The organism is Empedobacter sp. UBA5987, from assembly GCF_002429865.1.
Classification (GTDB): Bacteria; Bacteroidota; Bacteroidia; order Flavobacteriales; family Weeksellaceae; genus Empedobacter; species Empedobacter falsenii_B.
This window is the reverse complement of the sequence record NZ_DJBB01000047.1, coordinates 128,619-142,730: the sequence shown is the minus strand read 5'-3', so window position 1 is coordinate 142,730 and position 14,112 is coordinate 128,619. Positions and strand designations below refer to the sequence as shown.

The following is a 14,112-nucleotide window of genomic DNA, read 5'->3' as shown; positions in this document are numbered from 1 at the left end:
ATCATCGGTTTTTTTTTATTCAAATTTTCTGAATCCCTTGAGTTATTGTATCTTTGCAATCCAATAAAAGTATATGGCAGATTTAGGTCTATTAGATAAATTAAGAGCAATCAAACAACGTTTCGATGAGGTAGCAGATTTAATCATCCAACCAGATATCGTAACAGATCAAGCTCGTTATGCGAAATTAAACAAAGAATATTCTGATTTGAAAGACTTTGTTGAAATGCAAAAACAATACGAAAACTTAATCAATGTAATTGAGGAAGCAGACGAAATTATTCAAGATGGTTCTGATGCTGAAATGGTTGAGTTAGCTAAAATAGAAAAAGACGAAGCAATCAATGCGATTCCACCTTTAGAGGAAGAAATCAAAATGATGTTGATTCCAAAAGATCCAGAAGATGAGAAAAACATCATTGTCGAGTTACGTTCTGGTACAGGAGGAGATGAAGCAGCGATTTTCGTAGAAGATATTTACCGCATGTATTCGATGTATTTCAAAGAAAAAGGATGGAAACACGAAGTATTAAATACTTCTGAAGCATCTGGAAAAGGATACAAAGAGTTGGTGATGCAAGTAGAAGGAAATGCAGTGTATGGAACGATGAAATACGAATCGGGTGTTCACCGTGTACAACGTGTTCCTGAAACAGAATCGCAAGGGCGTGTGCATACATCGGCGATTACGGTTGCGGTTTTACCAGAAGCAGAGGAAGTTGATGTAGTGATTAATCCAGCAGATTTGGAGTATCAAACAGCGCGTTCGTCTGGTGCGGGAGGACAAAATGTAAATAAAGTTGAAACAAAAGTTCAATTAACGCACAAACCTTCTGGAATTGTAATTGTTTGTCAAGAAGCGCGTTCTCAACATAAGAACCGTGAAAAAGCGTTACAATTATTACGTACAAAATTGTATGAAATCGAGTTCGAGAAAAAACATTCAGAACGTTCTGCTCAACGTAAATCGTTAGTTTCGACTGGTGACCGTTCGGCTAAAATTCGTACATACAACTATCCGCAAGGACGTGTAACAGATCACCGTATCAACAAATCAATTTATAATTTGGATAACTTTATGAATGGAGATATTCAAGAAATGATTGATGCATTGAAAATGGCAGAAAATGCAGAAAAATTAAAAGGTTCGGAAGAAGATTTCTAACATCAATTTTAAATCTTAGATCATACAAAACACTTCAAGAAATTGAGGTGTTTTTTTATATATTTATAGTATTAAGAATAAAACAAATGATGAAAACAAGAGTTAAAATTTGTTGTATTAGTAGCAAAGAAGAAGCACAACAAGCGATAAAATATGGAGCGAGTGGATTAGGTTTAGTTGGTAATATGCCAAGCGGACCAGGTATTATTGGTGATGATTTAATCAAAGATATTACACAAATTATCCCGCCAACATTAGCTTCGTTTTTATTAACAAGTGAAACAACTTCAGAAACAATTATTCAACATTATAAAAAAGTTTATACGAATACAATTCAGTTGGTTGATGAGCTGAAAAACGAAGAATATCAAATTTTGAGAAACGAATTACCTTGGGTAAAATTGGTACAAGTGATTCATGTAATTGATGAAAATTCGGTAACTGAAGCGATAGAGAAATCTCAGTTTGTAGACGCTATTTTATTAGATAGCGGAAATCCTAACTTACAAGTAAAAGAACTGGGAGGGACAGGGCGCACGCACAATTGGGCGATTAGTAAAAAAATTAGAGAAGAAATTAACATTCCTCTATTTTTGGCTGGCGGTCTTCATCCTGATAATATTCGTGAAGCGATTGATGTTGTTCAGCCTTTTGGCGTAGATATTTGCAGTGGTGTAAGAACTGACGGAAAATTAGATGAAAAGAAATTAGACGCTTTTTTTAGAGCGGTTAATGGTTAAAAAAATAAAATCCTTGTCAAAGTTTTGAATCTTGACAAGGATTTTACTTATTCAAAAACCTAATTAGAAGTTTCAAATTCTATCAAATAATTTTTTAGAGGGTAATTAGTTGTATTTCTAAAATTACTTGTAATCATAAACTGATATTTTTTATTTGGTTCTAATTCTACACTAATTGTCCAACTTTTATTATCATTTGACCAATATCTTTTCTTGAAATCACTTTTAGGAAATGCGGCTTCACCTAATTCACCATAATCTACTCCAGTATTAAATCCATTTAGAGGTTCAGAAAAATTGATGGTAATCTCTTTTGTTTTGGGATCAACATTTTTACTGTAATTGTTAAATTGTTTTATTCCAAGAACAGTAGGTCTTTTGCTTTCAAAATCTTTTTGAAGTTCTTCTAATGATTTAGAAAAATAATTTGATTTAGTTACATAATCTTCAATAACAGCTTCGTTTGCATAATCTAATTCGATTAATTCTTTTATTGCATTTTGTTTATTATTCGCTTGATTGTAATAGTTTTCAGCCATCTGATAACCGACATAATAACCTAAATCTCTTACACCAAACTCATTTGGAGAATCTCCCCAAAGCCATTTGTTTAAATTATTAAGAGTAAACATTTCTTGTTCAAATCGTGCTCTTACTTTTTCGTTATTCTTCTTACCATAAGCTATTGCAGGAGCTACCGATGGTACATTCATTGCTTTTGTGGAGACAAATTCTGCAATACCTTCGTAAATAACATTAGAAAGAAGATTGTTTGCTGGTAATTTTTGTTGTGTATGTACATACTCATGCGCATTTAATAATATTAAATTATTAATCGGTTCGCTATCAAAATACAAACGTCTTGAGTTGCGTTGATTTTCAGGAAATTCGTCTGTAATGGTATTTTTATCCGTCATCGCAATTTCGCTTCCAATCAAAACACTTCCATCTTTTATTGTTCCATTTGTACGTAATGCACCAATTGTAAAGTAAATATTAGCTGGTTTTAATTCAGGATAAATCAATCGGAGTTTTTTAATTCCTTTATTCAAATCTTTTGATAGATTCTTAGACTTTAAGGTATTTTTTCGAACCGAATTCCAGAATTTAGGATAAGTATTAATTGCATTGATATAATCTTTTTCGGTATAATTTCTTGCTTCTCTAATTAATTTTAAACCTTGTGTACCTTTTGATAAATAGTCGTCATTCAAATATTTATATTGCAATACAGAATCTTTAGTTTGAGTTATTTTATCATAAGCAGTCCAAAAATTATCCACGTCTGATGTAAAAACTTTTTGCGCATTGACAGAAAAAGAAAAGAGGAAATAAGCTGTAATAGATGTTAATATAGAATTTTTCATAAATAGTATTGAGTATCTAAAATAATCTATTTCTATTTAATTCAACAAAAAAATCCATCCCAATAAATTGAGATGGATTTTACATTTATAAAAAACTGAAAATTAAAATAATTATTCTTTTTTAATGTCCTGCACTGATTACTTTACCTGCTCCTTTTTTGATAAAGAACAAAATAAATGGAATACAGATTAAGAAAACTACACCCAAATACAAGAAAACATCCATATAAGTTAACACAGTTGCTTGTTTGGTAACTTGTAAATCGAGTAGGTTATAGGCTTTATTTAATGCTTCATTTGGTGCAAAACCTTTGCTCACGAAGCTCATTTGTAAATTCTGAATATGTTTTTGTACATCAAAATCGGATGTATCAAGATGCGAAACTAAATTTGTTCGGTGTCCAACTGTCCAACGCGAAATAAATGTTGTAATAATCGCAATACCAAAAGATCCTCCTAACTGACGCATCATTCCTGTAAAGGCAGCTCCTTCACCAATTTGTTGCCCCGTCAAACTAGAAAGTGAAAGTGTGGTAACAGGTACAAATAATAATCCCAATCCAACTCCACGAACAATTAATGGCCAAAAGAAATGCTCGGAACCTGTGTCTGGTGTTAAGATTTTGTATGACCAAAAACTGTAACAGAAAAAGATAAAGAATCCTCCTGCAACCATATATTTAGGTGGTACACCTTTTTGTAACATTGTTGCGATGATTGGCATCATGAATGCTGTCATCAACGATGAAGGGATTAATAATAAACCTGCATCAGTCGCTGTCCATCCTAAGATTGATTGTGTATAAATTGGAATAACGAATGTCGATCCATATAATCCAAATCCTAAGATGAAGGATAAAATAGTACCAACTGCCAAGTTGCTATCTTTCAGTACACGTAAATTTACAATCGGATGTTTGAAAACTAATTCTCGCCAAATAAATAAAATGAATCCGAAGAAACTTGCAATACTTAAGGTTACAATTGTCGAATCTGAGAACCAGTCGTCTTGTTGTCCGTGTTCTAATACATATTGTAACGATCCAACTGCAATGGCTAACAAAATAATTCCCAAGAAATCGACTTGACTTAGTTTTGATTTCTCTGCATATTTTGGACTGCGAACAAATGATATCGTTAACAATACTGCAATAATCCCGATCGGAATATTGATGTAAAATATATATGGCCAAGACCAATTATCAATAATATAACCTCCTAAAGGCGGACCAAGCGTAGGACCAACAATAACTCCCATTCCATAAATTGCCTGCGCTAAACCACGTTTTTCGGGTGGATAACTTTCGGTAATGATGGTTTGCGAAGTTACTAATAGCGCTCCACCACCAAGTCCTTGTATAAATCGGAACAAGATAATTTCCCACAACGTTGTTGCATTTCCACAAAGAAATGAGGCAACTGTAAAAATGATAATCGAAGCCGCAAAATAATTGCGTCGTCCAAATTGTTGCGACAACCAGCTGGTCATCGGTACTACAATTACGTTGGCAATTGCGTAAGCGGTAACCACCCACGCAATATCAGTTAAAGAGACACCCAAACTACCTTTCATGTCATTCATCGCAACGTTTACAATTGTTGTATCAACAATCTCTAACAATGCACACATGATGGCGGTAATGGTGATGATTACACGTCTTGCACCATATTCAACTAAATTATTTTCTTCCATAATTTTTCTGAATAGGTGTTATTACTTTGCAGAAGTATTCGATTTTAAAAGAATATCAGCTTCCACGTTCATACCTGGACGAATCATTTTCAACATTTCGTCTTTTTGATCGATAAATTCGATTTTAATCGGAAGACGTTGAACTGTTTTTACGAAGTTACCAGATGCATTATCTGGAGGTAATAACGCAAATTTAGCACCTGTTGCAGGAGATAAAGACGTTACTTTCGCTTTGAATTCGTGGTTTGGATATGCATCTACTTTGATGATGGCTTCTTGTCCAACTCTAATTTTTTCTAATTGAGTTTCTTTGTAATTTGCCACAACCCAAATATTATTTGTTGTCACAATATTAAACAAAGATTGACCAGCTTGAACCAATTGTCCTGGTTGTAAATTAATTTTAGAAACTTGTCCATCTTCAGCTGCAATTACATACGTATAAGACAAATATAATTTTGCATTATCGATGTTTGTTTTGCTTTGACCAATTGCTGCTTCCGCAACTTTAATTTGTGCTTTTGAAGCATCAGCTTGTGCTTTCGAAGTGTTCACTTGTTTTGCTGTAGCTTGCGCTTGTTTTGCTGTAGAAGCTAATTGAGCACGAGAAACACCTAATTGTTCTTGTACAATTCGCAATTGCTTTTCAGCTGTTTCTTTTGCTGCTAAAGCTTGCTCGTATTGTTGTTTTGTGATCGATTGATTTTGGTATAATTTATTGTAACGATCAAAATCATTTTTCGTTCTCCAAACTTGTACTTTTGCTGCTTCTACATTTGCTTGAGCTGTATTAACACTTGCTTGAGCTGTTTCGATTGTTGTATTTGCTGCAACTGCACCAGCTTCTGTCACTCCAATAGCTGCACCAGCTTGAGAAACACCTGCGTGAGCAACTCCTAATTGACCTTCTGCTTGTAATAGAGCATCTTGCGATTGTTGCAATTTCAAGGCAAATTCAGATCCATCCAAAACAACTAATGTATCACCTTTGTGAACCATTTGGTTATCTTCTACTAAAATCTTCTGAATGTATCCTGAAACTTTAGGTATAACAGGTGTTATTTTTGATTCAATTTGTGCATCATCAGTAATTTCGTGCGCTTGTCCGTGTAAATATTTATAAACTCCATATCCACCTCCAAGGATGATTAATGCTCCTAAAACGATGATAAATTTTGAATTTATTTTTTTCTTTTCTTGATTATTTTCTTCCATATCGAGAGGTGTTATTGTACGTTTTCTAATAAAATTCCTGTAGTATAGTAATATTCGTAGATCGCTAATTGTTCGTCAGCATCTCCGACAACTTGATTGATTTTTGCTTGCAATTGTTGTACATCCGCTTCTAATAAATCGTCTGTATCAGCCAATCCGTTGTCATTTTTATCTTTTACAATTCTGTAGTTTTCGTTCGCTTGTTCTACAGCTTCTTTGTAAACATTATTTTTCTTTTTTGCTAAATCATACTTTTGAAAAGCTTCGTTCATTTCAACTTTAGCTTTATCAATTGTCGTTTCTTTTTGCATCTCATTTTCTAATTTCTGAGCTTTTGCAATTTCAACTTCTGCTTTATTTTTATACAAAGAAGATAAATCATATTTCAATCCGACACCAACATTTGTTGCATTTGTAACCGAAGCAACTTTATCAATATCCATCGCAATATATCCAGCTGAAACCGCTAATTGAGGGTAATAAGCTGCTTTCGCAATTTTGATTTGACTATCAGCAATCTGATTTTTTACATCATATGATTTAATATCTGTACGATTGACGTAATCTTGAGAATTTTGATTGATGGTTTTCAAGGTTTCTACATTATCAACATGAACGATTTTACTTTCGTCTTGTCCAGTCAATAAATTCAATCGGTAATTGATGTTTTTGTATTGCGTTTCGGCTTCATCAATTGCAACTTGCACATTCGATGCTTGCAATTTTGCTCTCAACAAATCATTTCTCGCGATGATTCCGTTATCCAAAAAGTTTTGAAAATCTTTCACACGTTGATTTGCTCTCACTAAGTTTTCATTCAACACATCGATAGAACGTTGCGTTTTGTACAATCCAAAATATAAATTAATAGCTTGCCAAACCACATTTTCTTTTGTTGCTTCGATTTGTAAGTTTGATAAATCAACCATTAATTCATTGCTTTTGATTGCATTTTTAATTTTAAATCCAGCAAAAACAGGAACAGAAGCACTTGCTTGTCCTAATAATAATTGGTTCGGTTCAACTCCCATTCCTCCACCAGAAGATTGCATCGGAAGTTTGATGTCTACATTTGTTGTCGTAAACAAATGCATATATTGTCCACTCAACGAAATGTCTGGTAAACGATTGTTTTTCGCGCTTTGTACTTTATACTCACTTGTATTTTTAGCAGCTTCGGCAACTTTCACAGATTTGTTGTTCTGCAAACTTTGTTGAATAACTTCCTGCAAAGAAACGTTGGTTTCCTGCGCATGAGCGAAAGTAGCAACAACTAAACAAATCGGTAAGAAAATTTTATTTTTCATCGTATAGTAAAATTGCTTTTAAAGAATCTATTAAATAAGGGTAATATTCTTCGTGAATATGTTCTGTAAACTCTTCATGAGAAGATAATCCCCATTGTTTCATATATGTTTTTTCGTTCAAAATCAAATAAGATGTTCCGCCAATAACTACCATTACAACAGCTTCGGCAGGAGCTTTTCGTTTAAAAACGCCTTCAGAATATCCTTCACTAATAATGTTAGTGATATATTCTAAATTTTTCGTTTTTAACTCATTGACTTTACAATCAATTTCTAAAATTGAATCTCTTTTCGAATATTCTCTTGCCATAATTCCATGAAATTCAGGTTTATCTAAAATTCTATTCAAATAAGCTTTTAGGATTGACTGTAACTTTTCAAATGGAGAAAGTGTCGAATTTTGAGAAATCGAGGCCAATGATTCATTGAAAGTTGTGATACGCCAACTAAATAAATTCTCGACCAATTTATCTTTTGATCCAAAATAATAGCTAATCATCGCAATGTTAATGTTTGCTTCTTTTGCAATTTCTCGAACACTTGCAGCATCAATTCCTCGTCTTCCAAAAACTCGTTCAGCCGCGCCCAAAATTTCTATTTGCTTCTCACTTAATTTCATCTTATAAAAATTGAACGTGCAAAGTTAAACAAACGTTTAATTAATTTAAAAAAAATAAGTATTTATTTTAATGATTTTTTATAATTCATTGATTAACTTTTGTCTATGAAAGAAATTTTTCTACATCATATTTGGAAATTGAATCAATTTTCACATCAAAGCTTACAAACTTTTCATGGAGATTTCATTGAAATTGTGAAAGTTGGAAAGTTAAACCATCATGCTGGGCCAGATTTTTTGGAAGCAGAAATCATCATTGGCGATAAATTGTGGATTGGAAGTGTCGAAATGCATGTCAATTCTTCGGATTGGAATTTTCATCAACATTCAAATGATTTATCGTATCAAAATGTGATTTTGCATGTTGTATGGAATCACGATTGTGAAGTTGATATTTTGCGTCAACGTAATGTACAAACTTTGATTTTACAAGATTTTGTAAAACCGGAAATTGTTTTTAATTATCAAAATATTATTAATTCTAAGTTGGATAAAATTTATTGTGAAGAATTTTTAGATTCAATTGATTTGAAGCAATTTTCTTTTTGGTTTGAACGAATTTTAATCGAACGTTTCGAAGAAAAAACAAACGATATTGTACAAATTTTAGAACACAATAATTCCAATTGGGAAGAAACATTGTTCAAAAGTTTGGCAAAGAATTTTGGATTAAAAGTTAATGTAGAAACTTTTGAGATTTGGGCAAATTCTTTTCCGTTCAAAGTTTTGCAAAAAATACAATTTAATGCCCAAAAAGTTGAAGCCTTGTTTTTTGGACAAGCCAGTTTTTTAGAAGAAAACTATGAGAATGATTATTCTAAGCAATTAAAAAACGAATATCAATTCCTGAAAAATAAATATCAATTAGAATCAATTGAAAATAGTTTGTTCCGATTTTCGAAAATGCGACCAATTGGTTTTCCGACGATTCGTTTGGCGCAATTAGCATCGATTTATGTGAATTATCAAAGTTTGTTTTCTGAAATTATTCAGCCAAAAAATTTGAAAGAATTTTATAAAATCTTCGAAAATTTGGAATTAAATTCTTTTTGGGAAACGCATTATACATTTAAGAACGAATCAAAATTTCAACTCAAAAATCTTTCAAAAGATAAAATAAATAATTTGCTCATCAATTCTATTATTCCGATTCGTTATGCTTTTGAGCGACAAAAAGATGAGGTAGAAATTGATTTTTATTTGGATTTATTAAATGAAATGGAAGCGGAAAATAACTCGATTTTAGATGAATTTGAACGAATTGGTTTTGAAAATAAAACCGCAAAAGATTCTCAACAATTAATTCAACTTAAAAAAAGATATTGCTCCGAAAAAAAATGTTTAAATTGCGCTATCGGACAACAAATTTTACGTTAAATGAAAGATCAAATTAGGAATTTTACCGAAACAGAATGGTTTAATGTGATTTCGCGATTTGCAGACAAATTGGGAATTCGCGTTGCAAAATTACGTTTGATTTTCATTTATTTAACCTTTGCAACTTTCGGTTTAACCTTTATTGGTTATTTTATTATGTTATTCTTTTTTTGGGTAAAAGATTGTTTTGTTATCAAACGAAAATCGGTTTTTGATTTGTAAAAAATATTTACAAATACTTAAAACCTTTTATTAATTTTAGATTTCTTAATTTGTTAAATATTTGATGGTTATGTCGTTTTCGATATCGTGAGTGTTTGATAAGGATATTATTTTCACTTCTTTTCCAACCAAGATGAAATATTTAAAAAAATCTACTTTTTACCTGAATAAATCGCAAAGATTTGGCTTGTATTTATTATTTGTTTTGATTTTGTTATTTGAGATTTTTCAACATATTTCAGTTGAAAAAGAAACATATCAATTATCAGAAGCAGATAAAGCTTTGCTAGCAAATTATCAAAAAACTCCGAAAAATTATACATTTAATTCTACTTCAAATAAACAAGTAAAAGATTCAATCAAACCCTTTAACCCAAACGAATTATCTTTAGAAGATTGGATGAATTTAGGGTTTTCGGAACGTCAAGCTGAAGTCATTTTGAAATATAAAGGAATTGTTGGCGGAGAATTTACATCGAAAGAACAGCTTAAGAAATGTTATGTTATCGATGAAGGAAAGTATAATGAATTAGCTCCTTTTGTTCTTTTACCAGAACAATCTAAATCGAGTTTTATAGATTATTCATCACCAAAAACTAAAATAGTTTACAAAAATTTCAATCCAAATGATTTGCCACAACAAGGCTGGGAAAAACTTGGTTTTTCGCCAAAACAGGCAGAAATAATCATGAAATATAAACAGATTGTTGGAGGAAAGTTTACGTCGAAAGAGCAATTGAGGAAATGTTTTGTGATTGATGATGTGAAATATGCGGAGATGAAAACGTACATTTTGTTACCAGAAAAATCGAAGGAAGATGAAAAAAATGAGAAAAAACAAAGTGGTAAAAAGATTGAATATGTAAAATTTAATCCAAATAATTTTTCTGAAAATGATTGGCAAAAAATAGGTTTTTCGTCTAAACAAGCGACTTCAATTCTGAAATATAAAAATATTTTGGGTGGACAATTTAAATCGAAAGAACAATTGAAAAAATGTTATATGATTTCGGACGAAAAATATGCAGAAATGGAATCTTATATTGATTTGCCTGAAAATGTAATTTATAAAGCTGAGCAACCAAAAGTTGAGCAACCAAAAATAGAGGAAAAAGTAGTTGAGAAAATTGAAGTTAAAGAGAAGTTTAATCCAAATAATTTGAGTCATGAGGATTGGATGAAACGTGGTTTTACAGAGAAACAAGCGAATACGATTCTTAATTTTAAACGTTCGTTGGGAGGTAGTTTTAAAGATGCAAAAACGTTGAAAAGATGTTACGGGATAAGTGAAGAAAAGTTTAAAGAAATTGAGCCCTATTTGGTGTTTGAATGATTATTATTCATTCATAGGTTAGTTTTTAAAAAGATAAACGCGTTATAGGATTTCCTAAACGCGTTTATTGATTGATATGATTTTAGCCGATTAATAATTGAATAAATCTTCTAAAGTCAATTCTTTTACTTGTCCTAATTTCTCTACAGAAGGCCAATCTAAGTTTTCTTTCTTACCAATTAAACCAACATTGAAGTTTTGACCTTTGATATGTTTTTGGAAAAATTGATCCAATTGATCTAATGTTAATTTAGATGTTTGATCGTAAATATCTTTATTGATATCATAATTTAGACCTTTATCTTGTAATGATAACCAATAAAAGAACACATTTGCTTTTGTATAACGACTTGTAGCGATTTGCTTAAGTGCTGCTTGCTTAGAATTATTGAATTGATTTTCTGCTTTTGGCATATTATTCATTAATTCTTTCATTGCGTCAACAGCTTGTGGCAATTTGTTTGCTTGTGTTCCAATTACAGCTCTTACATAATTGTAATTATCTTTTTTATTTGCATTAATGTAATAAGAACCAGCAGAATAAGCCAATGATTTAGACTCGCGAATTTCTTGGAAAACGATAGATGACAAACCTCCACCAAAATACTCATTGAAAATTCCTGTAGATGTCAACAAAGTTGGATCATATTTAGTATCACGAGCAAAGAAATTAATTTCCGCTTGTACCATATCGTAAGGAGCAAAATATACTTTGCCATCTGTAGCTGGTTGTGGATATTCTTTTTTCTTAGGATAATCTAAATTTTTCCCGAAATTATGATTTTGTTCAATTGCTTTTTTCGTTTCCGCTTCATTATTTCCGTAATAGAAAATCTGGTGCTTGTAATTAAAGAAATCTTTGATGATTTGCGTTAATTCTTTTGGATCAATAGCTTTCAAATCAGCTTCAGAAATAATATCTCTCGAGCGATTATTTGGTCCATATTGCGCATAAGTGTTCAACAAAGAAGAAATCACGTTTTTGTTCTTTTTTGAATTTTCTCTTGATTTCAAGATTGTTTTCACATATTCTTGGTAAGATTCATTATTTGCAACGGCATCACTTAAAAGATGTTCAAATAATTTGATTCCGCTTGTTAAGTTCTTTTGTAAACCTGTGATATAAACAGAAGTTCTTTCTGTACCAGGATTAACTCCATAATCAACACCAATTTTATAAAACTCTTTTTTCAAGTTTTCTGGCGAATATTTGGACGTTCCTAAATAATTTAAGTAATTAATCGCTAAACCAAGCTTTTTGTTATTGTCTGATCCCATATCCGCGATATAGTAAACAGAGCTAATATCGTTTGTCTTGTTCTGAATCGAAGTGAATTTTGCATTCTTGATTTTACTTTCGTTCAATTCTTTTTTGAAGTCAACAAAAACTGGTTTAATCTCACTTGATTTAATCTTCATGAAATCTTTGTACCAAGTAGATTCAGCATCACGATTCAATTGAATTGGCGTAATTCCAGGATTCGAAACACGTACCAAATCCTTGTTTTCACCTTGACGTTTGTAAACAATTACATAATTATTCGTATAATTATTCTTTGCAAAGTCCATTAGTTCTTGCTTTGTTACACGACCCATATCATCGTATTGATCGACAACTTCTGCCCAAGGAACATCATTGATATATGATTTGTACAAACTTGCTGCTAAAGAACGAGTATTTTCCCAGCTTTTCATACGAGATTTTCTTAAATCATTTACAACTGCTTCTATCATCCAATCATCAAATTCCCCTTTTTTGATTTTTTCAATCTGAGCAATTAATAAATCACGTACTTCTTCTAAACTTTGTCCCTGTTTTGGAGATCCAGAAAAAGAATGCATACCATAATCTCTAAAGAAAGAAGAAGAGCTTCCTGCTCCTAATGTTTTTTGCTGTTGATTGATATTTAAGTCGATTAATCCAGCTGTAGAATTACTTAAAATATAATCAATTAATGTTACATATTTTGCATCAGAACTTTTTGCTCCGTTAAAACGGTAAGCAAACTGAACACGTTCCGAAGATGGACTAAAAACTTCGCTTGTTACAATTGTTTTAATCGGCTCTTCTTTTGCAACATATTGTGCAGGAGCTGCTTTTGTAGCATAATTTCCAAAATATTTGTCAATCATTGGAACAGCCGTATCAAAATCGAAATCACCAATCAACATCACAGCCATATTGCTCGCTACATAATATTTATCGAAATAATTATGAATTGCAACCATTGATGGATTTTTTAAATGTTCTGAAGTTCCAATAGTTGTTTGTGTTCCGTAATGCGATTTTGGAAACAATGTTTCCATCATTTTATAAAAAACTAAACGTCCATCATTGTCTTGTGAACGATTAAATTCTTCGTAAACGGCTTCTAATTCAGTATGAAAAAGACGTAAAGTTAATTCACTAAAGCGCTCAGATTCTACTGTTAACCATTTCTCTAATTCATTATTCGGAATATTATTATGATAAATTGTTTCTTCTAAAGATGTATGTGCATTAGTTCCTGATGCTCCCAAAGATGAAATTAATTTATCGTATTCGTTTGCCACAGCATATTTGGATGCTTCTTGCGAAACTTGATCAATTTTTTTATAGATTTCTACTTTTTTTGCAGGATCTTTTTCTGCTTTGTGCTGTTCGTATAAATCTGAAATTTGTTGGATCAAAGGTTTTTCAACAGCCCAATTTTGTGTTCCAATTTTAGAAGTTCCTTTAAAAACCATATGCTCTAAGTAGTGAGCCAAACCAGTATTGTCTTCTGGATCGTTGTTAGAACCTGTTTTTACAGCTATATGAGTTTGGATTCTTGGTTCGTCTTTTATTTGAGCCAAATAGATTTTCAAACCATTTTTTAGCGTATAAATTCTTGTATTCGAAGGATCATTTTCTACCATTTCGTAGGTATATCCTTTATTGTCAGTTTTTTTCACTGTTTTTAATTGTGCGTGAGTAAATACAGAACCAAAAATGATTCCGCAGATCAAAATAGATTTCCTCATGTATTAATTTTTTAAGTTGCTTAAAAGTAATACATTAAAACGAATAAGAGAAAACTATTTTCGATATAGAG

11 protein-coding genes are annotated in these 14,112 nt (G+C 31.7%); 5 read left to right on the top strand and 6 right to left on the bottom strand.

Annotated features, from left to right (window positions below; translation table 11 throughout):
* Positions 1-73: 73 nt before the first annotated feature.
* Together prfA and B3J26_RS07615 are read left to right on the top strand one after the other, a co-directional pair.
* Complete coding sequence (prfA, locus tag B3J26_RS07620; protein WP_038332970.1) at positions 74-1,165, top strand: peptide chain release factor 1; 1,092 nt, start codon at positions 74-76, stop codon at positions 1,163-1,165.
* An 86-nt stretch (positions 1,166-1,251) separates the two neighbouring features.
* Positions 1,252-1,905, top strand: coding sequence for a phosphoribosylanthranilate isomerase (locus tag B3J26_RS07615; protein WP_260391979.1), 654 nt, complete (start codon positions 1,252-1,254; stop codon positions 1,903-1,905).
* A 59-nt stretch (positions 1,906-1,964) separates the two neighbouring features.
* Here the strand turns inward: B3J26_RS07615 and B3J26_RS07610 are convergent, their stop codons facing one another.
* The 5 genes from B3J26_RS07610 to B3J26_RS07590 form a co-directional block, all read right to left on the bottom strand.
* Positions 1,965-3,272: a DUF2268 domain-containing putative Zn-dependent protease gene (locus B3J26_RS07610; RefSeq protein WP_115001677.1), complete on the bottom strand. Its 1,308-nt coding sequence runs from the start codon at positions 3,270-3,272 to the stop codon at positions 1,965-1,967.
* Between the two features lie 121 nt (positions 3,273-3,393).
* Complete coding sequence (locus B3J26_RS07605) at positions 3,394-4,965, bottom strand: DHA2 family efflux MFS transporter permease subunit (protein ID WP_291074030.1); 1,572 nt, start codon at positions 4,963-4,965, stop codon at positions 3,394-3,396.
* Positions 4,966-4,986: 21 nt separating this feature from the next.
* Positions 4,987-6,180 carry an HlyD family secretion protein gene (locus B3J26_RS07600; RefSeq protein WP_038332984.1) on the bottom strand — a complete coding sequence of 398 codons (1,194 nt, stop codon included), beginning with the start codon at positions 6,178-6,180 and terminating at the stop codon, positions 4,987-4,989.
* A gap of 11 nt (positions 6,181-6,191) precedes the next feature.
* Positions 6,192-7,487: a TolC family protein gene (locus B3J26_RS07595; RefSeq protein ID WP_052217631.1), complete on the bottom strand. Its 1,296-nt coding sequence runs from the start codon at positions 7,485-7,487 to the stop codon at positions 6,192-6,194.
* On the bottom strand, positions 7,477-8,106 hold the full coding sequence (locus B3J26_RS07590) for a TetR/AcrR family transcriptional regulator (protein WP_219033728.1): 630 nt from the start codon (positions 8,104-8,106) through the stop codon (positions 7,477-7,479). Before B3J26_RS07590 ends, B3J26_RS07595 begins: the two co-directional genes overlap by 11 nt.
* Positions 8,107-8,211: 105 nt before the next feature.
* Here B3J26_RS07590 and B3J26_RS07585 point away from each other — a divergent pair, with 105 nt between their 5' ends.
* From B3J26_RS07585 to B3J26_RS07575, 3 genes are all read left to right on the top strand, one after another.
* On the top strand, positions 8,212-9,483 hold the full coding sequence (locus tag B3J26_RS07585) for a DUF2851 family protein (protein WP_125349609.1): 1,272 nt from the start codon (positions 8,212-8,214) through the stop codon (positions 9,481-9,483).
* A complete protein-coding gene (locus tag B3J26_RS07580) occupies positions 9,484-9,705 on the top strand; it encodes a PspC family transcriptional regulator (RefSeq protein WP_125349608.1) in 222 nt (73 codons plus the stop codon).
* Between the two features lie 133 nt (positions 9,706-9,838).
* Positions 9,839-11,038, top strand: a complete 1,200-nt coding sequence (locus B3J26_RS07575) for a helix-hairpin-helix domain-containing protein (RefSeq protein WP_291074028.1) — start codon at positions 9,839-9,841, stop codon at positions 11,036-11,038.
* Between the two features lie 90 nt (positions 11,039-11,128).
* On the opposite strand, the gene B3J26_RS07570 is transcribed toward B3J26_RS07575, so the two are convergent.
* The gene (locus tag B3J26_RS07570; protein ID WP_291074026.1) at positions 11,129-14,041 is read right to left on the bottom strand and encodes a M16 family metallopeptidase; all 2,913 of its coding nucleotides are present in this window, start codon (positions 14,039-14,041) and stop codon (positions 11,129-11,131) included.
* Between the last annotated feature and the right edge of the window lie 71 nt (positions 14,042-14,112).